At 62.9% G+C, this 22,631-nt stretch carries 16 protein-coding genes; 8 read left to right on the top strand and 8 right to left on the bottom strand.

What is annotated here, in order from left to right:
• The first annotated feature begins 113 nt into the window (after positions 1–113).
• Positions 114–1,607, top strand: a complete 1,494-nt coding sequence (locus tag ATN38_RS22515) for a PucR family transcriptional regulator (RefSeq protein WP_003943944.1) — start codon at positions 114–116, stop codon at positions 1,605–1,607.
• Positions 1,608–1,709: 102 nt separating this feature from the next.
• Here ATN38_RS22515 and ATN38_RS22510 read toward each other — a convergent pair whose 3' ends face one another.
• Entirely contained in the window at positions 1,710–3,272 is a 1,563-nt protein-coding gene (locus tag ATN38_RS22510) for a SpoIID/LytB domain-containing protein (protein ID WP_042447603.1), read from the bottom strand.
• Positions 3,273–3,603: 331 nt separating this feature from the next.
• Here ATN38_RS22510 and ATN38_RS22505 point away from each other — a divergent pair, with 331 nt between their 5' ends.
• On the top strand, positions 3,604–5,577 hold the full coding sequence (locus ATN38_RS22505) for an N-acetylmuramoyl-L-alanine amidase (RefSeq protein ID WP_065455065.1): 1,974 nt from the start codon (positions 3,604–3,606) through the stop codon (positions 5,575–5,577).
• Positions 5,578–5,614: 37 nt separating this feature from the next.
• Here the strand turns inward: ATN38_RS22505 and ATN38_RS22500 are convergent, their stop codons facing one another.
• From ATN38_RS22500 to ATN38_RS22490, 3 genes are read right to left on the bottom strand one after another with little or no spacing between them, the layout of a single operon-like run.
• Complete coding sequence (locus tag ATN38_RS22500; RefSeq protein WP_037131235.1) at positions 5,615–6,436, bottom strand: Cof-type HAD-IIB family hydrolase; 822 nt, start codon at positions 6,434–6,436, stop codon at positions 5,615–5,617.
• A gap of 53 nt (positions 6,437–6,489) precedes the next feature.
• A complete protein-coding gene (locus tag ATN38_RS22495; RefSeq protein ID WP_042447599.1) occupies positions 6,490–7,224 on the bottom strand; it encodes a 1-acyl-sn-glycerol-3-phosphate acyltransferase in 735 nt (244 codons plus the stop codon).
• A gap of 3 nt (positions 7,225–7,227) precedes the next feature.
• Positions 7,228–7,983 carry a 1-acyl-sn-glycerol-3-phosphate acyltransferase gene (locus ATN38_RS22490; RefSeq protein ID WP_003943903.1) on the bottom strand — a complete coding sequence of 252 codons (756 nt, stop codon included), beginning with the start codon at positions 7,981–7,983 and terminating at the stop codon, positions 7,228–7,230.
• 93 nt (positions 7,984–8,076) lie between these two features.
• Between ATN38_RS22490 and ATN38_RS22485 the strand changes: the two genes are divergently transcribed.
• The gene (locus ATN38_RS22485) at positions 8,077–8,916 is read left to right on the top strand and encodes a hypothetical protein (protein WP_218748707.1); all 840 of its coding nucleotides are present in this window, start codon (positions 8,077–8,079) and stop codon (positions 8,914–8,916) included.
• 10 nt (positions 8,917–8,926) lie between these two features.
• Here ATN38_RS22485 and ATN38_RS22480 read toward each other — a convergent pair whose 3' ends face one another.
• The 4 genes from ATN38_RS22480 to ATN38_RS22465 form a co-directional block, all read right to left on the bottom strand.
• Positions 8,927–12,691 (bottom strand): Ig-like domain-containing protein, encoded by a 3,765-nt coding sequence (locus ATN38_RS22480; protein ID WP_218748705.1) that lies wholly within the window; start codon positions 12,689–12,691, stop codon positions 8,927–8,929.
• A 252-nt stretch (positions 12,692–12,943) separates the two neighbouring features.
• On the bottom strand, positions 12,944–16,450 hold the full coding sequence (locus ATN38_RS22475; RefSeq protein ID WP_256932078.1) for an Ig-like domain-containing protein: 3,507 nt from the start codon (positions 16,448–16,450) through the stop codon (positions 12,944–12,946).
• Positions 16,451–16,813: 363 nt separating this feature from the next.
• Positions 16,814–18,067 (bottom strand): serine--tRNA ligase, encoded by a 1,254-nt coding sequence (serS, locus tag ATN38_RS22470; RefSeq protein ID WP_007736032.1) that lies wholly within the window; start codon positions 18,065–18,067, stop codon positions 16,814–16,816.
• Positions 18,068–18,132: 65 nt separating this feature from the next.
• A complete protein-coding gene (locus ATN38_RS22465) occupies positions 18,133–18,528 on the bottom strand; it encodes an ankyrin repeat domain-containing protein (protein WP_003945404.1) in 396 nt (131 codons plus the stop codon).
• A 70-nt stretch (positions 18,529–18,598) separates the two neighbouring features.
• Here ATN38_RS22465 and ATN38_RS22460 point away from each other — a divergent pair, with 70 nt between their 5' ends.
• The 5 genes from ATN38_RS22460 (at position 18,599) to ATN38_RS22440 (ending at position 22,626) form a co-directional block, all read left to right on the top strand.
• Positions 18,599–19,705 (top strand): septum formation family protein, encoded by a 1,107-nt coding sequence (locus ATN38_RS22460; RefSeq protein WP_374104627.1) that lies wholly within the window; start codon positions 18,599–18,601, stop codon positions 19,703–19,705.
• A gap of 3 nt (positions 19,706–19,708) precedes the next feature.
• A complete protein-coding gene (locus tag ATN38_RS22455) occupies positions 19,709–20,059 on the top strand; it encodes a metallopeptidase family protein (RefSeq protein WP_007736028.1) in 351 nt (116 codons plus the stop codon).
• A gap of 135 nt (positions 20,060–20,194) precedes the next feature.
• Complete coding sequence (locus ATN38_RS22450) at positions 20,195–20,494, top strand: PE domain-containing protein (RefSeq protein ID WP_063315263.1); 300 nt, start codon at positions 20,195–20,197, stop codon at positions 20,492–20,494.
• 60 nt (positions 20,495–20,554) lie between these two features.
• Complete coding sequence (locus ATN38_RS22445; protein WP_218748699.1) at positions 20,555–21,808, top strand: PPE domain-containing protein; 1,254 nt, start codon at positions 20,555–20,557, stop codon at positions 21,806–21,808.
• The gene (locus ATN38_RS22440; protein WP_218748698.1) at positions 21,808–22,626 is read left to right on the top strand and encodes an ESX secretion-associated protein EspG; all 819 of its coding nucleotides are present in this window, start codon (positions 21,808–21,810) and stop codon (positions 22,624–22,626) included. Before ATN38_RS22445 ends, ATN38_RS22440 begins: the two co-directional genes overlap by 1 nt.
• The last annotated feature ends 5 nt before the right edge of the window (positions 22,627–22,631 follow it).

The raw sequence follows: 22,631 nt of genomic DNA, 5'->3' as shown, positions 1-22,631 counted from the left end.
ATTTTCGATAGCGCCAGTGTCGGACCTTCGGCAAGCTCGCGTCAGGCTCCACTTTGTACAAACGTGACCGCAGGCACTACAAAGTGGCGAGTTCGAGGTGTCAGACTGGACTCATGCCCATCACGCTCCGCCAGCTTTGTGCGACCGAACAGTTCGGCCTTCGCGTCCTGGCTGGGCACGACCAGCTCGATCGCACCCTGACCTGGGCACATGTCTCCGAACTTCCCGACCCGACGCCCTTCCTCGACGGCGGTGAACTACTACTCATCACCGGGGTGTCACTACCGACGACGGCCGCGGAAACGACCCGATTCGTACGGACCCTGGTGGCGGCCGGAATTGCCGGAATCGGTTTCGGAACCGGCCTCGGATACGAGCAGGCGCCACAGACTCTGGTGGATGCGGCCACCCGTTTCAGTGTGCCCCTTCTCGACGTCCCATTGCGAACACCTTTCATCGCCCTGACCAAAGCGGTGTCGAAGGCGCAATCCGACGACGACATGAAAGCGCTGCGCAGCAATTACCAGAGCCTGCGGCGACTGCTTCAAGCTGCGGTGACGGTCAACGGCACCCGGGCAGTCGTACGACGGGTGGCGGAATTGATCGGCGGATGGGCGGCTCTGCTGGACTCGGCCGGACATACCGTCGAGATCTCACACACCGCCGCGGCCGCCGGAATCGAGCGAACTGCCCCCGAGCGCGACGCCCGCCCGATGGAAGTCAGTTTCCTCACGAGTGAGAACGAGGACGTCATCTCCCATCCGCTGCTGACGTCGAGGGGAAAGCTGATGGGGTACCTCGTCGCCGGCTGCCCCGGCGCCGTCGGTTCACTGAATCAGGGCATCGTCATCGCAGCCGCGTCTCTGCTCACGTTGATGACGGCTCGAACCCGAGACGCACAGCTGACGATGAACCACCTTCGTACCGTTGCGATGCATCAGCTGTTCGAGGGACAGAATGCGCTCGCCCGCAACATCTCCGGGGAACTGTGGGGAGGATTTCCGGTCGAGCCTTTCCAGGTCTTCCACGTAGCGGGCCCGAGTGGCCTGCTCGAGAGCGTGTCCGTCTCACTGCTCGATGGTCTCAGCCGCGATCTGGCGTTCGGCATCACCGACGGTGCACTGATTGCCGTCGTCTCGGCTACCGACAGCGGGCGAATCCTCGCCCGTGTCAACGAAATCGACGTCACCGTCGGCGTGTCGGACATGCTGTGGTGGGACGATCTCTCGCGCGCCAGACGCCAAGCCGCGCAAGCAGCAGCCGAGGCGGGTGCCCGCAACCTGCCTTCGATGCGGTTCGCCGAACTCTCGGAGAGCGGATTGTCCGCATTTCTCGACCAGGATCGCTCGACGGCATTCGCGGCGGCACACTTGCGCCCGCTTCTGGAAGCGAAGGGCGGTAGCGATCTCTACCGGACCTTGGCCATGTGGTTGGCACACAACGGGGTGGGCGACGCCGCAGCCACAGCGCTGAATATTCATCGGCATACGTTGCGCAGCAGACTCGCTCGGATCGAGAGCCTTCTCCAGCTCGACCTCGGCTCCCCCACGGAACGTGCGGAGTTGTGGCTCGAGTACCGCCTGCTCGGCGACGCCCCGACCATCTGACCGACAACCAACGAACCCTGAACGACCTGAAGGGCCTCCGCCGGGTTACGGCAGAGACCCTTCAGAGTCGATACGTGCGAGTCGGTACCGACCGACCTTCCCCTAGCTTCCGCCCGTCGGTATCCACTCGCGGAGCACGTTGGCATCAACTACCTGCGCGCCCAAAACCTTTGTCCAGATGATGGTTCCGTTTTCGTAGACACGGAAAGTGCCTGCTTCGGAGGGCAACTGCATCTCCGGGCCGGCAGGAGCACCGAGAGAGCCGCTTTCACCGCCGAGCTCCCGATACTTCTTCTCGATCTGCGTCTCCGTAACCGTACCCGATGGATCGTCGGATGGCGAATTAGATTCCGGCACTTTCGATTCCGAATCCGGTGCCACTACCACACCCGCACCGTCACCGATGGTGAACCAGTCGGATTTCAGGCCGAGTTTCTGGCGGAACTGAATTCCGGTGGCGCCAACAGTTGCATTTGTTCCGACTACCTCGACTGCCGTCACTCGCCCGCCGTCGGTACCGAATCCGTTGCGCGAGAGAATCTTGAGCGATTGCAGCTCACCCACATCGAAGGCGTCCGCAATCTGCCCTGCGGTCAGATTCACTGTCCAGTCATGATTCGGAGAAAGGGCGTCACCGAGATCCTCGACGGCCGGGAATTCACCGCCGGAGCTGTAACCTCCTGTGGACGAGGAGAATTCGGTGGCAACGATCTTGCCGTCACGCGACAGAACGGCGCCGGCGGTGGACCGGACGGCTTCGGTGGTGCGGGGATCTTCCTTGCCCGCTCCGCCGTAGACCTGGCAGTCCTGAGTGTCGCAGGTGTCGGCGTACGAGCTGCGATGCTCGGTCGCAGCGTACGAGCGTGCTGCCACGGCTTGCGCCCGTAGCGCTTCGGCCCCACCGGAATCGGCCCATTCGGCCTTCGCTTCGACCGGCACCACGCCGAGCAGGTAGTCCTCCATGTCGAGGAGATTGACTGTCCGAGCCGAGCCGTTGTCGAGCACTACGCCGAGGGCACCGCGATAGGGCGCGTCGTTGTTGCACAGCTTCAGGAACTGGTCGGCGGGTCGATCAGGACCGAGGTCCACCGGGTCCACCCACGGATGCTCGGTGACCGCTTCCCAGACAACCCCGCCACCACACCCGCTGGTGACCACTACCTGCGCACCGCCACCGGGCAGTGCAGTGAGATGGGCAGCCTCGCCGGGCGCGGTGCGCTGACCGTTGACCACGAGGCCGGCGTCGGAGTAGACGTCGAGCGTCGAGTTGTCCTGGGCCGTGAGCCGCACACTCATCTGGGCGGGCGGCATCGAGTCCAGGATGGTTCCGCCGTAGTAGTGACTGAGGATTCGCTCGCCGGACCAGCCGTCGTTCTTGGCGTAGCCGTAAGCGCCCCACTGGCCCATTCCACGGCCATGTCCGTTGCCGTGCCCGGAGAGCGTGAATTGCGTGTCGGCAGCGACGGCGTGCAGGATCGACGGCTCGTCAGCGCGGATTTGCGTGAAACCTCCGATCGCGACGCCGAGCGCAAGAGCCGGAACGAGACCGAGGACCGAGATCCGCATCAGCGAGGTTCGCCTCCCGGGTCCGCCCACCAGAAAGCGACCTGCGCGACCGGACACAGGCTTCTTACCTGCAGTTCCGCTTCTTCCGCTTCTCGCCATCAATGCTCTCCTCATCGCTACCGGCCTCACGAGTCCGCGAAGTCGGTACTTCGCGCGCAGGCCAGTCCACAACGATTTAACTAAAGTCTCACCCTAAGGTTGAGCGTTATGGACTTTTGTGACTAGTGTGGCAAGAGTGTTTGGAGTTAGCAACACCAGTCACACGAGTCACATCAGCATCACGAGTTGCAGACGTACGCGTCCGAAAACTGGAGTTCAACCCCAGAACATGGCATCCGACCTGCTCGGATCCGGTTTTGAAGGATTCCGTTCACGGCCGTCATCGGCCCTGAAGTTCGCTCGCAAGTAACTACAACCGAGGAGTAATCCCTTGCCACACCGTCGACCGAAGCCCTCGCTCGTACTCGGGGCTGTAGCCGCAGTGGCTGTCGCAAGTCCTTTTGCGGTCTACGGCTTCACGAGCACTACGTCCGATGTACGTTCCGCGAACGAGACGACGTCAGTAGCAGTGCCGACCCAGATCGCAGAGGTGCTCCTCGCGTCGGTGCCCGACATCATCATTCCGGTCAAGGAGCTGACCGGTCTCGATCTCCCCGACATCAACCTCGGTGATCTGAGAAACCTCAAGCTCCCGACCGAAATCCCGCTACCTCCCGGGATCACGCTGCCGACCGAGCTGTTCCCGGCACCCGCTGCTCCCGGCGCCCCGACCGAAACCGCTCCGGTTCCTTCCGAGGAAGAGCCAGGTGCCGTGGTCAAGGAAGTCACCCGCGACACTCCGTTCAGCATGGTCGCGTTGACCTCGGACACCATCGCCTCGGCGCAGTCCAAGGTCCGCGCCCTGGCCGAAGACGGCACCTGGGGCCCGTGGTTCACCCCTGACGCCATCGACTCCGCCAGCTCGGATCAGGCCACCAACGCCGGTACCGCCACCGAACCTGTCTTCGTCGGCGCCACCAAGTCCATCCAGATCCTCACGCCGCAGGGTGCCGCTGCTCCCGCAGCCGAGGTTGTGCCGGCCCCGACTCCGGAAGCTGCCCCCGCGCCCGCTCCGGAAGCTGCCCCCGCTGAAGCACCCGCAGCCACCGGCGAACTCGGGTACACACCCGCTTCGGTGTCCAAGCCGCTTCGCCAGGTGACGACGGCAGCAGATGCCGTCACCGCCGTGTTGATCGACCCGGGTGCCAGCGAGGCAGACAGCAATCTGCAGGCCGTCGCAGCGCCGCTCGGCGGCAGCGGACCGTCCGTCATCACCCGTGCTCAGTGGGGAGCAGACGAGTCACTTCGCTGCGACTCCCCCACCTACGACGACTTCATCGGTGGCGCGACCGTTCACCACACCGCAGGTAGCAACAACTACACGAAGGCCGAATCGGCCGGCATCGTCCGCTCGATCTACGCCTACCACGCACAGACGCTCGGCTGGTGCGACGTCGGATACAACGTCCTCGTCGACAAGTACGGTCAGACCTTCGAAGGCCGCGCAGGCGGACTCGACAAGGCAGTTCAGGGTGCACACGCGGGTGGATTCAACGAGAACACCACCGGTATCGCGATGATGGGCGACTACTCCACCGTCGAGCCTTCGCAGGCGACGCTCAACGCCGTCGGCAAGTTCCTCGGTTGGAAGCTCGGCATGGCCGGACTCGATCCCAAGGGCCGAACGACGATGTACTCCGAGGGCACCGAGTTCACGCCGTACCCGCAGGGCGCAGCAGTCGATCTGCCGATCATCTTCGCCCACCGCGACGTCGGAAACACCGCGTGCCCGGGTGATGCCGCATACGCACACATGAACGACATCCGGAACATCGCGGCCGCGAACATCGGGGGAACGTTGAACCCCTCGAACCCTTCCAATCCGTCGACGCCTGCGCCCAAGCCGACCACTCCGGTCGACACGGTCACCGGTGGCACCGGTTCGTCGATCCCGGATCTGGTCACCCAGATTCTGCAGATCACCGACAATTCACCGCTCGCGCAGAAGTGGATCGCCGAAGGTGGCGAGATCGGACGCCTCGGCCAGGCACTGTCCGGAATTCTGCAGGCGAAGCTCGGCAACCAGGGTGCGCTGTTCCAGAACGGCGCTGTCTACACCTCGCCGAACGGCGGAGTGTTCACCGTGCTCGGCGAGATCTTCAAGTCGTGGCAGAGCTTCGGTTCCGACGCGGGTGAACTGGGATTGCCGATCTCGGACGAGTACTCGATCCCGGACGGCCTGCGCAGCGACTTCGAGAACGGTTCGCTGATCTTCAACCAGATCACCGGCATGGTCACGAAGGTCCTCAAGACCTACAACGAGACCTTTGCCCAGGAAATGGCCAACAGCGCGCCTGTCGGCTGACACTCGCGCAGTACACGTCCTCGGGCGCTGGTGGGTTCTACGACCACCAGCGCTCGAGGACTTTTGCGACCCCGTGCGCCGAATTGGTGTCGGTGACCTCGTCGGCTGCGGCTTTGGCTTCGGGGTGAGCGTTGCCCATGGCAACGCCGAGGCGTGCCATCCCCAGCATCGGGATGTCGTTGGGCATGTCCCCGAAGGCAACCAGACCCGACAGGTCGAAGCCGAACCTCTCCGCGGCAGCAACCAGGCCCGACGCCTTCGTGATGCCCGGCGCCGAGAGTTCGATCAGTCCGTTCTCGGTGGAGTACGTCATGTCGGCGAGCGCACCGACGTGCGGAGCGAGCGTGTCGTACATCGCCGTGCTGGTCATGCCTGGACGGCGAATCAGGAGTTTGACGGCCGGCGCCGCAAGCACTTCGTCCTCGGACATCTCGGTGTTGTCCGGGTTGAGCCAGGCATGTTCGTAGTCCGGTGAGCTGACGAACTGTGGGGTGGCGGCGTCATGTGCGCTCTCCCCCACTCGTTCCGCGGCCAAACCTGCGCCCGGGAGTGCAACCAGTGCCAGCTCGGAGAGTTCGGTGAGTGCGTCGACCGACAAGGTCGCGGCGCTGAGGACGCGGTCGGCGTAGCTGTCGTAGACAACGGCTCCATTGGCGCAGACGGCGAGTGGCGCGTATCCCAAGCCCTCGACGACGGGCGAAATCCATCGCGGAGGACGCCCGGTTGCCAGCAGGAACGGCGTGCCGGATTCGACGACGGCATGCACGGCGGCGCGGGTGCGGGCACTGACCAACTCGTCGTGATCGATGAGGGTGCCGTCGACATCGGTCGCAACCAAGGTTGGGCGGTCAGGGCTGATACGACGGTCTGGGCTCACACCGCCATTGTGCCTGCCCGGTACGACGGTCTCGCTCAGCGCGCCCGCTTCGCGCGTTCCTGTGCGTCCATGGCCGCAGCTTCCTCCGGCGTCGGTGCGCCACCGCCGAGTCGACGAGGCACCCAGTACGCCCCGGGCTCGTGCACGAACCCGTCCTGAACGTGGCGCAGGATCGCATCCATCTCGATGCGCAGGATCTCGCTCAGCGCTTCGGCGGGCTCGACCGGATCGATCGGTGCACCCACCTCCACCGAGATCGGGAAATGATTGCGGCCCAGATTTTTCGGTCCGCCCTTGGTGACGATCCGCTGGGCGCCCCAGACGATCAGCGGAATTATCGGTACGCCGGCGTCGATGGCCATCCGAGCTGCTCCGGATTTCATTTCCTTGATCTCGAAGCTCCGGCTGATCGTCGCCTCCGGGTAGACGCCCACCAGTTCGCCCCGTTTCAGGGCGTCGACTCCGGCTCGATACGCCTGCGCTCCGGCAGAGCGATCGACTTCGATGACGCCGCATCCACGCATGAGGACGCCGAGGACCTTGTTGTCCGCCAACTCGGCCTTTGCCATCACCCTGAGCTTGCGTTTCGCGGTACCGACCGCCAGGGCCGCCGGTATGAAATCGAGGTAGCTCGTGTGGTTGATCGCGATGACGGCACCGCCGGACACCGGGACGTGTTCCGTCCCGGTGCGGGTGACTTTCACGCCCTGGAAACCGCTCAAACCACGCGCGACTACCTCGACAGCGGTGTAAACGGGTTCGAAGGACATCGGTCAGCCTTCGGACTTCCGCGCCTCGCGAGCCTTGGCTTTCGCCTCGGCCTCATCGGCATCCATCTTGTCGGCCTGCTCGAGCGTCGGCGCGCTGCCACCGAGGCGGGCCGGCACCCAGTACTCGCCGGCGGGATGGTCGTAGTTCTTCTGCAGATCGAGCAGCAACTCCTGCATCGTCGACCGCAGCTTCGCCGTCAGCTCACTCGCCGGCTCGAAAGGTGCAATCGGCTCGCCGACGGCAATGGAGATGGGAGTGTTGGTGCGGCCCAAACGCTTCGGATAACCCTTCGTCCACACGCGCTGAGCGCCCCAGATGACGACGGGAACGATCGGGACGCCCGCCTCGATCGCCATGCGGGCGGCGCCGGACTTGAATTCCTTGATCTCGAAGCTCCGACTGATCGTGGCTTCGGGGTACACGCCCACCAATTCGCCGCGCTTCAGGAAATCTACGGCCGCCTTGTAGGAGTCGGCGCCCGCGCCGCGGTCGACCGGGATGTGCTTGAGGGCCCGCATGATCGGTCCGGAGATCTTGTTGTCGAAGACCTCTTTCTTGGCCATGAACCGGATGTAGCGCTTCGGGGTCCGTGCCGGCAGTCCCGCATACGTGAAGTCCATGTACCCGGTGTGGTTGATCGCGATCACGGCGCCACCGGACGCCGGGATGTTCTGCTCTCCCTTGACGGAGAACTTCAGGCCCTCGAAAGCGAAGACGGTACGGGCGATGCCGATGACTGTTCTGTAAACGGGATCCACAGTTCGCTAGCGTAGACGGGAATCCGTGATCTGACCCGCAGCAGTTCTGGGGTGGATGTTGGTCAGAATGTCGCAAAAGGGGCGTACGAACGAATGAAGTCGGCAGGACGAGCGGCAGTGGGGGCAGTCGCACTCGCCATGACGTTGGCGATAACCGCATGTGAGGACGACGGACGGACGGGAATCCTGACGGACGAACCGTCTCCGCCGACGACTGAAACCACGACGACAACCACTCTCGCACCCACGACGACAATTGCGCCCGCTGCGCCGGTCGCGCCACCTCCGGTTGGTGACGTGCCCGGCAATCCGGCTGCTGCGCCGGCCTTGGCAGCTTGGGCAACGGACCTGGTGTCCTTGGACGTGGCTGCGCTCACGAATGCATGCTGGACGATGCCGCCCACAACGATCGCCGACCGATATTCGGATGTTCCCGCCATCTTGACGGCCGTCGCTGCACCAGGCGTCGACGGCCAGTACGCGGTCACCTGGAGCGGCGGCGGACTCTCCGTCGCCGCCAAGCGCTCGGAGATCGCTTCCGGCTATGCGTGCCCGTTCGTCTTCCCTGCGGGGCAATCAAACTTCTACACCGCGGCCGACGCTTCCCACGCCGTCGTCAGGTTTCTCTCACGCGCCACGGGACGGCCGGTCAATACCCGCGACGTCGAGACGTTCTATCCACTGATCTGCCCCGGCAACAGCCCGTGGGATCCGGACGGCACCGGCGCCACCGGCCAGCCGCCTCTCAAGCTCGATCCGAATCAGCTGGCCGGTATCAAGTCTTTCGACGCCGACGCTGCAATAGTCACTCCGGTTCGCGGCGACTACGTCCGTGTCACCCTGCCCGTCAGCGACGGAACCGGTAACTCGCGCTCGATGCAGTTCACCCTGTCGATCGGCCCCGAGGGATATTGCCTCGGGGCCGCGACCTGAACTGTTCCGGTCAGGAACCGAACGGAAGGAAATCGCTTGAGCCAGCGCTTCCTGAACCGAGGCTGCCCGTGCCACCGCCGGTTGCAGCCTTGATCTGAATTGCGTGGGCCGTCGAGGTGGATCCTGTGAATCCGGTTGCCCCGCTGTAGATTGCCGAAATCGAATGCGTGCCAGTTGTGGTGAAGGTGTGGTTCAGCGCCGCGATCCCGTTGACCACTGCCACAGCGTCACCGATCGGAGTATCCCCATCCATGAACTGCACCGTTCCACCGTTCTGCACCGAACTGACAGTCGCCGACAGGGTCACCGACTTGTTCACCACGGCATCACCAGGCACCGTCACCACAGTCTCCGTGGTGACATCCGAAGGCGCAGGGTCCGTTACATTCACCGTCCGCGCCTGGGCCGAGGATCCGACTACACCGGCTCCTCCCGAATAGACCGCAGTGATGCTGTGCGCACCCGCAGAGGTAAACGAATGCGTCAGGCCGGCAGCGCCGGCCGTAACCGCTTCAGGACCGCCGATCGCGACCCCACCGTCGTAGAACTGCACGGTTCCGACGCCGACAGCATCATCCGACGACGTTCGGACGGTTGCCCACAAGTCGGTCGCCACACCAGTTTTGGCGTCGGTCGGAATATTCAGTTCGACGACGGATTCCTGGTCGGCAACACTGACCTGAACTGACTTCGCACTCGCAACCGAGTTCTTGAATCCGGCACCCGCGGTGAAATCCGCGGTAATGCTCTGCGCGCCAGCGGCATCGAAGGAATGCGTAAGCGTCGCGGTCCCACCGGACACCGTCACCGGTGAACCGATCGCAGTGCCATTCGACTTGAACTGCACCGAACCCACAGCATTGTTCGGAGCTACCGTCGCGGTCAGATCAACAGCCGTGCCCGTGATGGCAGTCGCGGGAACCGAGAGTGAGGTCGTGGTCTGGACATCCACCGGAGCCGGATCCGACACCGTCACCGTCTGAGCAGGCGCCGACGAACTCACAAACCCTGCACCGGCAGTGAAGTCAGCCGTAACACTCTGAGCACCAGCAACATCGAACGAATGCGAGAGCGTCGCAACACCACCAGTCACCGTGACCGGAGTGCCGATTGCAGTGCCATTCGACTTGAACTGCACCGAACCCACAGCAGTATTCGGAGCTACCGTCGCGGTCAGATCAACCGCCGTACCCGTGATTGCCGTCGCCGGAACCGAGAGCGACGTCGTGGTCTCGACATCCACCGGAGCCGGATCCGACACCGTCACCGTCTGAGCAGACGCCGACGAACTCACAAACCCTGCAGCAGCAGTGAAGTCAGCCGTAACACTCTGAGCACCAGCAACATCGAACGAATGCGACAGCGTCGCAACACCACCAGTCACCGTGACCGGAGTGCCGATCGCAGTGCCGTTCGACTTGAACTGCACCGTACCGACAGCGTTGTTCGGAGCAACCGTCGCCGTCAGATCAACCGCCGTACCCGTAACCGCCGTCGCGGGAACCGAGAGCGACGTCGTGGTCACCACATCCACCGGAGCCGGATCCGACACCGTCACCGTCTGAGCAGACGCCGACGAACTCACAAACCCTGCAGCAGCAGTGAAGTCAGCCGTAACACTCTGAGCACCAGCAACATCGAACGAATGCGACAGCGTCGCAACACCACCAGTCACCGTGACCGGAGTGCCGATCGCAGTGCCGTTCGACTTGAACTGCACCGTACCGACAGCGTTGTTCGGAGCAACCGTCGCCGTCAGATCAACCGCCGTACCCGTAACCGCCGTCGCGGGAACCGAGAGCGACGTCGTGGTCACCACATCCACCGGAGCCGGATCCGACACCGTCACCGTCTGAGCAGACGCCGACGAACTCACAAACCCTGCAGCAGCAGTGAAGTCAGCCGTAACACTCTGAGCACCAGCAACATCGAACGCATGCGACAGCGTCGCAACACCGCCAGTCACCGTGACCGGAGTGCCGATCGCAGTGCCGTTCGACTTGAACTGCACCGTACCGACAGCGTTGTTCGGAGCAACCGTCGCCGTCAGATCAACCGCAGTACCCGTAACCGCCGTCGCGGGAACCGAGAGTGACGTCGTGGTCACCACATCCACCGGAGCCGGATCCGACACCGTCACCGTCTGAGCAGACGCCGACGAACTCACAAACCCTGCAGCAGCAGTGAATTCAGCGGTAACACTCTGAGCACCAGCAACATCGAACGCATGCGACAGCGTCGCAACACCCGACGCAACTGCAACCGGTGAACCGATCGAAGTGCCGTTCGACTTGAACTGCACCGCGCCGACAGCGTTGTTCGGAGCGACGGTAGCGGTCAGATCTACGGCCGTACCCGTGACCGCCGTAGCCGGAACTTGAAGCGTTGTAGTCGTACTCAGCGCTGAGCTCGAGATCTCGATGGTCTGAGCTTGCGCGGTCGAACCACCAAAACCTGCAGTACCTGAGTAGACCGCAGTGATCGAGTGTGATCCCGTCGTGGTGAACGTGTGATCCAGGGTCGCCGCTCCGCCAGTCACCGCGATGGGTCCGCCGATGTCGATGCCACCGTCCTTGAACTGGACCGTTCCACCGTTAGCTGCCGGTGAGATGTTTGCGGTCAGCGCGACCGAGGTCTGCTCGACGGCACTACTCGGCACTGTCAACGACGCAGTCGTCTGTACATCGGCAGCGGCCACGCTCACTGTGCGTGCTGGTGACGTGGATGTCAGAAACTCGAGAACACCGTCGTATACAGCGGTGATGGAGTGACCGCCTGCCGCGGTGAATGTATGTGGCAGTGTGGCAACGCCATTGACGACGGCCACCGGGGCGCCGATGTCAGTTCCGCCATCCTTGAACTGAACGGTGCCGCCTGTCGGTGCCGGGGAGACCTGCGCAACCAAATCGGTCGACTGACCGACCGTTGCAGCCGCGCCGGATGTCACTGTGGTCGAGGTCGCCGCCTGCGAGACGACGTTGACGGTGGCCAATGCCTGACCACCCGCATTCAACCCACCACCACTCGAATCGCGCGGAGAGCAGTTGTAGCGCTCCCAGTACCCCGGCCAAAGGGTCTCGTACTGCAAGAACGTGAACGCATTCTTCGGCGAATTGAACGCACCCGAATCACCATCTGTGGCACGCAACTTCGGCTGCACCGTACTACCCGCGGCACCGGCAACCACCGTCACGTCGATCGCGGGCAACCGGAAGGTCTTCCCTGCCCCTACCTCGATTCCACCGTCACTGTTCTTGCTCGTGCTCGGGCCGTTACCGCCCTTGTTGTTCGAGTCAGCAGTCTGATTGTTCCCCGAAATACGCAGATGCGTACCCGCGCCATCCGGCGAACCGCCGTCGTTGATCCGAATCACCGACGGAGTTACACCGGACAAATTCGACGAAGTACCTGCCACGACCTGAGCATCCACCAACGACACCCCTGCAGGTATATCGAAGTCGTACTTGAGCCGCGTCCATTTACCGACACTGCGGCCTGCATGCCCACCCGTCGGCACCGACATCACGTTCGGCTGAACCCGATAGGTGAACGTCGACCCCGCCACCACCTTCTCCGGTGCAGACACCGTCACACCCGTCGAATGAAACACATCCGCGATATCAACAGCCAGATGTTCATAACCATCGCAACCCAGCTTGAACCCGATCGAGTTCTCCACCGCGGGAGATGACGTCGGAGCTGCCGAAGCAACGCCACCTGCCACCAGCACGCCACCGACCAACGCCGCCACCACGACCGCGGAACTTCTTCTCACCAACACGAACTCTCCTCAGCTAGCAACAGACGTGGATCGGGAACCGCACGGAAGGAGGTCACTCGAACAGAGCGGAAATCGGAATGGAGCTGGACGCTCGTACAGTACCCGTCAAAAGTAGTACTTGTATCAGTTATTTCAGACAAATATTCACGAATTGCCAATAGTTCAGCTAACGACCAATCAGCGATTCCCGAAGAGCAATGCCCCCTTGCACCTATGGGCGCAAGGGGGCATCACATCATCGGAGAATCATGAACCGAACGGCAGCGACAGTGAACCGAGCGAACCGGAGCCACCACCCCCGTTACCGACGTTCACAACCGATGCAGTCGACGTGGAACCCGTGACGCCCTGGGCTCCGCTGTAGACCGCGGTGATCGAATGGTTGCCGGTCGTGGTGAAGGTGTGGCTCAGCACGGCCTGCCCACCGACAACATCAACGGCAGTTCCGATCGGAGTCGTTCCGTCGAAGAACTGGACGGTTCCCGACGTCGCGCCGGAAGAACTGACCACAGCCTTCAGCTGCACCGCCGTGCCGACCTTTGCCGAGGACGGAGCCGTCAACGACGTAGAGCTTTCGACATCCGACGGGGTCGGAACCGTGACATTGACGTCGACAGACTCCGCAGTGGACGACGTGAACACACCGGATCCACTGAATACAGCCGAGACTACAAAGGTGCCTTCTGCTCCGAACACGTGCGGGAGCTTGGCAACTCCGTCAACAACCGCGACCGGGGCACCCTGATCGACTCCACCGATCTTGAACTGGACCGTTCCGCCGGAAGGCACCAGGGCGTCCGAGGGATCTTCGGACACTGTCGCGAAGAGATCAACAGGCAGTCCGACCTTGGCTTCACCCTGAACACTCAGCACCGTCTTTGTCGCCTTGTCGACCGGAGCCGGATCAGAAACGGTCACCGTCTGAGCCGGCGCCGACGAACTCACAAACCCTGCACCAGCAGTGAAGTCAGCCGTAACACTCTGCGCACCAGCAACATCGAACGCGTGCGACAGAGTCGCAACACCGCCACTCACCGTGACCGGGGAGCCGATTGCAGTGCCGTTCGACTTGAACTGCACCGTACCGACAGCAGTATTCGGAGCCACGGTAGCGGTCAGATCAACCGCCGTACCCGTGATCGCCGTCGCCGGAACCGAGAGCGACGTCGTGGTCTCCACATCCACCGGAGCCGGATCCGACACCGTCACCGTCTGAGCAGGCGCCGACGAACTCACAAACCCTGCACCGGCAGTGAAGTCAGCCGTAACACTCTGAGCACCAGCAACATCGAACGAATGCGACAGAGTCGCAACACCACCAGTCACCGTGACCGGAGTGCCGATTGCAGTGCCGTTCGACTTGAACTGCACCGTACCGACAGCAGTATTCGGAGCCACGGTAGCGGTCAGATCAACCGCCGTACCCGTGATTGCCGTCGCCGGAACCGAGAGCGACGTCGTGGTCTCGACATCCACCGGAGCCGGATCCGACACCGTCACCGTCTGAGCAGGCGCCGACGAACTCACAAAGCCAGCACCGGCAGTGAAGTCAGCCGTAACGCTTTGAGCGCCAGCAGCATCGAACGCATGGCTCAATGTCGCAACACCGCCAGTCACCGTGACCGGGGAGCCGATTGCCGTGCCGTTCGACTTGAACTGCACCGTACCGACAGCAGTATTCGGAGCCACGGTAGCGGTCAGATCAACAGCCGTACCCGTGATCGCCGTCGCCGGAACCGAGAGTGACGTCGTGGTCTCCACATCCACCGGAGCCGGATCAGAAACGGTCACCGTCTGAGCAGGCGCCGACGAGCTGACGAACCCTGCACCAGCGGTGAAGTCAGCCGTAACGCTTTGAGCGCCAGCAGCATCGAACGCGTGCGACAGAGTCGCAACACCGCCAGCCACCGTGACCGGGGAGCCGATTGCCGTGCCGTTCGACTTGAACTGCACCGTACCGACAGCAGTATTCGGAGCCACGGTAGCGGTCAGATCAACCGCCGTACCCGTGATCGCCGTCGCCGGAACCGAGAGTGACGTCGTGGTCTCCACATCCACCGGAGCCGGATCAGAAACGGTCACCGTCTGAGCCGACGCCGACGAGCTGACGAACCCTGCACCAGCGGTGAAGTCAGCCGTAACGCTTTGAGCGCCAGCAGCATCGAACGCATGGCTCAATGTCGCAACACCGCCAGTCACCGTGACCGGGGAGCCGATTGCCGTGCCGTTCGACTTGAACTGCACCGTACCGACAGCAGTATTCGGAGCCACGGTAGCGGTCAGATCAACAGCCGTACCCGTGATCGCCGTCGCCGGAACCGAGAGTGACGTCGTGGTCTCCACATCCACCGGAGCCGGATCAGAAACGGTCACCGTCTGAGCAGGCGCCGACGAGCTGACGAACCCTGCACCAGCGGTGAAATCAGCCGTAACACTCTGCGCACCAGCAGCATCGAACGCGTGCGACAGAGTCGCAACACCGCCACTCACCGCGACCGGGGAACCGATTGCAGTGCCGTTCGACTTGAACTGCACCGTACCGACAGCAGTATTCGGAGCAACCGTCGCCGTCAGATCAACCGCCGTACCCGTGACGGCAGTCGCCGGAACCGAGAGCGACGTCGTCGTCTCCACATCCACCGGAGCCGGATCAGAAACGGTCACCGTCTGAGCCGACGCCGACGAACTCACAAATCCTGCACCAGCAGTGAAATCAGCCGTAACACTCTGCGCACCAGCAGCATCGAACGCATGGCTCAATGTCGCAACACCGCCAGTCACCGTGACCGGAGTGCCGATCGCCGTGCCGTTCGACTTGAACTGCACCGTGCCGACAGCGTTGTTCGGAGCCACGGTGGCCGTCAGATCAACCGCCGTACCTGTGATGGCAGTAGCCGGAACCGAGAGTGACGTCGTGGTCTCGACATCCACCGGAGCCGAAGCAATGCTGATCGTCGCGAGTGGACCTGCACCAGCGTTGAGAGGCGTGGTGTCCTTGTTCTCGCGAGGCGAGCACCGGGTCGGAGCCCACTGTGTACCAAGGAAACTCGCCTTTGCGAGCTGAGTGCTGAAGTTTTCGCTGGCACCGAGGTTGCCGGCCGCACCCGCGGTCCTCACCTTCGGCTGGATCACTCCCGTCGCACCAGCGACCATTGTTACGTCGACTGCGGGAAGTCGGAACCACGTGTCTCCGTTGCCGTTTGTCGAGCCATCGAGGTTCTTCTTGGACTTCGGTACTCGAATTCCACCCTCCGAGTTCGTGCTCGTCGTCGGACTGTTGCCGATCACCTGGTTGTTTCCTGACAACCGCAGGATCCCGCCGCTGCCGTCGACATTGCCAGAATCGTTGACTCTGAGAACATTCGGTGCGACATTGTCGAGTCCGATGGAGGTACCTGCGACGACGGTAGCGGAAACGTACGTCGCATTGCTCGGGATGGCATAGTCGATTTTCAGACGTGACAAGTTCGTAGTAGTCGCTCCGGAGTCCTTGTCCGGATATGACGTTCCGCTCGGCTGAATTCGGTAGGTGAAAGTCTCGCCGGGCTGGACAGAAGCCGGGGCGTCGACCGTGATGAGGTTGTCGGTGGCCTTGTGGACGTCTCCGATAATCGATCCGGCAACGCACGCTGTTTTGAAACCGGTGGTCGAGATAGCAGCTGACGCGGGCGTGCCGACCAGCAGCATTCCGGCGACCATGGCGGTTCCGGTTATGGGCACGGCGAATCGCCGCAACTGAGAGATTTGGGGCATGGGCACTTCCTTCGGAAGGGCAAACATGAGCAGTGGATTCGGACAAAACGTGTGCGCGCCGTCACAACATAACGAAAAAACTAGTACGTGTACTACTTTTGGCAAGACACTTGTCCAATTCACCCCGGACTCACCCTCGTATCACCAGACGCGGGATGGAAAGGCAGGGTATGGAAACTCGATTGAACGCAAAACTATCGCCAAAGCGGCCCATCGACAACGCTTTTGGTGGTCACCGCGCCAATCGGCGGGAAAAAGTTGATATTTCGTCAGTTCAGAAAAAGTTCCAAACCTACCAGTACGAAAGTACGAAAAGGGCCGCGACGGAGTCCGTCGCGGCCCTGATTGTGTTGGTTCAGCGTGTCAGCGAAGCACATCCGTGCCGACAAACGGCACCAATGCCTCGGGCACTCGCACCGAGCCGTCGGCCTGCTGATGGTTCTCGAGAATCGACACGATCCAGCGCGTCGTAGCCAAGGTGCCGTTGAGAGTGGCGGCCGTCTGCGGCTTGCCGTTCTCGTCGCGGTACCGAACTCCGAGGCGGCGGGCCTGGAACGTCGTGCAGTTGGACGTCGATGTCAGCTCGCGGTAGGTGCCCTGCGTCGGGACCCATGCCTCGCAGTCGAACTTACGCGCAGCCGAAGAACCGAGGTCTCCGCCGGCGACGTCGATCACGCGGTACGGAACGTCGATGGCTGCCAACATGTCTCGCTCCCACCCTAGGAGACGCTGGTGTTCGGCGTCGGCGTCCTCGGGACGGCAGTACGTGAACATCTCGACCTTGTCGAACTGATGGACACGGATGATGCCGCGGGTGTCCTTGCCGTAGCTTCCGGCCTCGCGGCGGAAGCACGAGGACCAACCGGCGTAGCGCTTCGGGCCTTCGTTCAGTTCGAGGATCTCGCCCGAGTGGTAGCCGGCCATGGGCACCTCGGAAGTTCCGACGAGGTACAGGTCGTCATCTTGCAAGTGGTAGATCTCGTCCGAGTGAGCACCGAGGAAGCCGGTACCCGCCATGATTTCCGGGCGTACGAGCACCGGCGGAATCATCATCGTGAATCCGTTGGCGATCGCCTTCTGCGCAGCCAACTGCAGCAGTCCGAGCTGGAGCATGGCCCCGTAGCCGGTCATGAAGTAGAAGCGCGAACCCGAAACCTTGGCGCCGCGTTCCATGTCGATCAGGCCGAGCGACTCGCCCAGCTCGAGGTGATCCTTCGGCTCGAAGTCGAACTTCGGAATCTCACCGACGTGTTCGAGCACGATGTAATCGTCCTCGCCGCCGGCCGGCGCACCTTCTTGTACGACGTTGGAAATCGCACGGTGTGCGGCGTCGAGCGCGGCCTGCGCCTCGTGCTGCGCGGCCTCGGCTTCCTTGACCTTTGCGGCCAGTTCCTTGGAACCTTCGAGCAGCGCGGGACGCTCCTCCGGAGATGCCTGTCCGACCTTCTTGCCGAAGGCCTTCTGCTCTGCGCGGAGGTTGTCTCCGGTCAGAACGGCAGCGCGTCGGGACGCGTCGGCTTCGAGCAGAGCGTCGACCAGTCCTGGATCTTCTCCACGGGTGCGCTGCGACTCGCGGACGATTTCGGGGTTCTCACGGAGAAACTTGAGGTCAATCACGACTTCGAACTTTACCCACTCACTGCAGCTCTCCGACGGTCACGTCCACGTCGGAGAGGGGGAGATCACGATTCGAGCAGACTCAGGTAGTCCTCGCGTCCGAACATCCGAGCCGCGTCGACCGCCGTCGGGTGTCCACCTTTCGGGTCGGCTCCCCCGCTCACCAGCGCTTTCACCACCGCATCCTCGCCCTTGAAGACCGCTCCGGCAAGGGGCGTCTGGTTCTTGTCGTTGGGCCGGTTGACGTCGGCGCCGCGCTCGATCAGGGCAACGACGGCGTCAGCGTGACCGTGGTACGCCGCCAACATGACGAGCGTGTCGCCACTCTCGTTGGTCAGATTGACGGGAACTCCGGCATCGACGTACGACGCCAGCCCGGCTGCATCACCGGTTCGTGCCATGTCGAAGAGCCGGCCCGCCAGCTCGACAGCCTCGGGATCGAGTGGGGTGTTTTCGCTCATGACTACAAAATACTCACAGACGCGATTGTGAGTTTTGTAGTGAAGGTTCGATATCGCCACGGCAACAGGCATGATGGAATCGATGTCCGAAGACAAGATCGAGAAGTCGCCAGATCCGGCCGATCCCCAGGGGACGCCGGCGAAGAAAACTGTCTCCGCGAGTCGCACCCGTCGGGTCCTGGCTGCTGTGGCGGTAGGTGCGGTGGTCGCCGCGATCGCAACGATCGCGATTTCCGGTGGATTGAACAAGGACGACTCGTCCTCGGTCAGTGTCAGTGGTGGCGGTCCCGCAGCGACGGGATCTACTCGCGACGACGCTTTCACCGCGGCTGCGGCCGGAGACTGCCTCAACTGGACGCCTGCGACCGAGTCGGGCGGGGACCGCACGGACATGTCGAAGGTTCAGTGCGGAAGTGAGCATCGCTTCGAGGTCGCCGGTCCACTCGACCTGTCGGTGTTCCCCGGCGCCGAGTTCGGCCCCGGTTCCCGGTACCCGGGCGCCCTTCGATTCGCCGAACTCCGCGACGAGCACTGCACACCCATCGTCATGTCCTACCTCGGTTCGAAATTCGATCCCAAGGGCAAGTTCAGCGTCGGCCTGATGTTCCCGAGCGAATCCGGTTGGGCCTCGGGCGAGCGCGCACTGCGTTGCGGCTTGCAGTTCTCGACGACGACCGGCGAACTTCAACCGTTCGCGGGCCGCGTGGCGGATCAGGACCAGTCGAACGTGTGGGACGTCGGCACGTGCATCGGCATCAACCAGAACCTCCCGACCGATCCGGTCGACTGTGCGAAACCGCATGCATACGAAGTTATTTCGGTGATCGACCTCGGCACTCAGTTCCCCGGCGCGATGCCGTCGGTGGAAGATCAGGACCGCTATCTCGAAGGCGTCTGTACTCAGGCATCCAACGAGTACCTGGGTTCCGCAGACGCACTTCGCGACAAGACGCTGACGCTGTTCTGGGACAACATTTCACTGGAAAGCTGGTTGGCCGGTAGCCGCCGAGTCAATTGTTCGATCGGCAAAGAGGTCGAAACCGGCGGGTTTGCCGCGATCACCGGAAGCGCCAAGGGCGAGATCCTGATCAACGGTGCCGCTCCGGTTCCGCCACCCGCTGCACCGGAAGGTCGGTCGTTGCCGACGCCGTTGCCCGGCGCAGCTCCGCCGTCGTAAGCCATGACAGTGACTATGACGCCCGACCGATTCGAGGAACTGGTCGGCGAGGCACTAGATCTGATTCCGCCGGAACTTGCGAAGGCCATCGACAATGTCGTGGTGCTGGTCGAAGCACGTGACGAGGAAGAACCGGGGCTGCTCGGTTTGTACCAGGGCGTCGCTCTGACCGAGCGGGATTCTCATTACGGCGGGTACCTGCCGGACACGGTCACAATTTTCCGCGATTCGATCCTCGATATCTGTGCATCCGAGGACGAGGTAGTTCACGAGGTTGCAGTGACCGTCATCCACGAGATCGCGCATTACTTCGGCATCGAAGAAGACAGGTTGCACGAACTCGGCTGGGGCTGAGGACAAAGTCGTCCGATTTCGGGGGGAACCAAAAGCGGGCGGTATGCATCAAAGTATGTGCGGGGGGAATATCGACGGCTGTGCGCACGGCCTCCCGACCACTTATCCGCCCTGGTCAGGAAGGAGTTCGGCACTATGCACGTCGACCCTCAAGCCCTAGTTGCCGCCGCACTGGAACTCGAGTCTGCGGCGACGCGATTGCGCGGAATCGTCTCTACTGCGCAGCCGACGCTACGCGTTCTCCCAGCCGGATCCGAGGAAGTGTCCGGTAGCGCGGCAAATTACTTCAACACCATCTCGGGCAGCCTTGCCTCGTCCACCGATCGGGCAATCGAGGAGCTCACCGCGGCTGCGGCAGCTCTGCGCAAGAATGCAGCTGCCTACGAGCTCGAAGACCAGCTCACCAAGTCCAGCCTGGCAGCCGCACCGATCTGATCGACAGAAATCGAACTCGGTAACTCGGCAACACAGTCACACTTCCTGGGGGGAAGAACAATGGTCGGCATCACCGGCGTCATCTGGTATCCACGGGGCGCAGCACCCAACTCCGCAGCACTGGTCGCCGGAGCCGGGCCGGTCCCTCTCGGCGTGGCGGCCGGAGCCTGGTCCACCGTGTCGTCCGGACTCACCGACACCGCTGCGTCCATCTCTCGCGTGATGGCGGATCTTCGCACCGGGTGGTCCGGAGAAGCAGCGGATGCCGCATTGAGCAAATTCGCACCGTTCCAGGAATGGGCTGCAGCGGCCGCGTTGCTCGCGGGAGAAACCGCAGGTAAGGCCCAAGTACAGTCCGGTTCCTACACCGTCGCCACCCTGGCCATGCCGTCGCTGGCGGAGATCGCGGCAGTTCAAGCGGCAAAGGTAGCCGCGTACTCCATCGGCGGTGCCCTGGTCGGCGGTGCCGCCGCCGCCGAGGCTGCCGAAGAAGCTCTCAAAATTCGAGCGGCGGTGACAATGGAAACGTACGACGCCGCAACGGCCCACCTGGCCGTGCAGCAGAACTTCGACTCACCACCGTCCATCGCGGAACCCACAGCTGGGGCATCCGCTTCGGCCGAAAGCCCAGGCAGCGCCGCACGACAGTCCGTCGTGCAAGCGGCATCCACGCTCGCTGACGCAATCGCGGATCCCGTGCGCGCCGCCACCGCTGCTGTCGCATCCGTAGTTTCCAACCCGGTATTTGCCGCCGCTGCCTCACAGGCCGGTGCCATCTCCGGTGGAGTTGCCACCGCAGCCAGCGCCACCACCACCGCAGTCACAGGCGCCACCACTGCCGCATCAGCTCTCGCGACGGCAGGAGCAGGACTCACCGGACTGGGCGGCGCGGGACTCGGCGGCGCAAGACTCGGCGCTTCCACACCATCACTGTTCGGCACCCCGTGGGCAAGCCGGGCACCGGCACAGGTCAGCGCAGCATCCGCGACTACAGGAGCCGGAGCAATCGCGGGCTCGTCGTCGAGCAGCAACACCGGTCGGCACGCTCTTCCTGATCCCTCCACCGGCCAGAGCGCCACGCGCCAGAACCCCGTGACCTCGCCGGTTCAGGGCACCGCGCATACCGTCAAGGTGGATCCGGCCCGAACCGCAGGCGGATCTGCGCCGATCGCCGGCGGCCGTCATGCGGCCCAATCTGAAGACGAGACCGAGCACGACACACCCGATTACCTGAAGCACTTCGAGCACTTCGCCGACGGCCGAACAGTCATCCCGTCCGTGATCGGTGGCGCACTCGAAACTGCAGAGCATTGATGGTGGATCTCGGCACCTCACCTGAGGGGTGGAATTTACCTGTCGTCGCCCTGTCACAGGACGAAATCGACTATGTACGTGAGCGACTCGGACTCGATGCGCTTCCCGTGGTTCTCGGTGGCGCGACGGTTCACGGCAGTGCGAGCGCTCACCGTACGGCGATGCAGTCCGCGGCAGATTCACTCTCCGAGCGCGATCTCCTCCCCGGCGGGGAGATCCATCACGACCTCAGTGCCCGCCTGCGCGTCCTGACCCACCCCAAGTGGGAGTTGGCGCTGCGTCGGCATGTCGGTGGAGGGATTTCACGCCTCTGCGTCGCGCAGGGCGAGTTCCTTTGTGTCGAAGCAACTTCAACCGGTTCTTCGTTCGCATTGCGCAGCGTCACCGCCGAACCGACTGCACCCGTTGTCACCGCGCTCGGCAGCGCCGAAGCAATGCCGATTGCCGTGATCAACGCACCGACCGAGATGCTCAGCCTGGCATTCGGCGTCGGCCCGGATGCAGACAGCGTGAGCTCGGCCTTGATCAACGCCGGGATACCCGAAGACGACGCGCGCCAACTGGGTAGCGCAATCGTCACATGCACCGCCTTCGCCGAATTGGTCGGAATACCACACAGTTTGGGAGCGACGACGCTCATGACCGGCGCAGTGACTGTGTACGACACCTTGTCGGGTCGGCTGGTCGGTTCGACCACTCGGGCCGCCGACGGCACCGAATGGACGTCCATCAGTTCCGGAACACCCCATCGCCTCCGACAAGCCGTGAACGCTCTGGTAACTGAACTCGAGGAATCGGCGCCGGAGACTTCCGGGTAACCTCG

The organism is Rhodococcus sp. FH8 (assembly GCF_019266085.1).
GTDB lineage: Bacteria > Actinomycetota > Actinomycetes > Mycobacteriales > Mycobacteriaceae > Rhodococcus_F > Rhodococcus_F qingshengii.
Note: the sequence above shows the minus strand (reverse complement) of the source record. Positions and strands in the feature narration are given on the sequence as shown.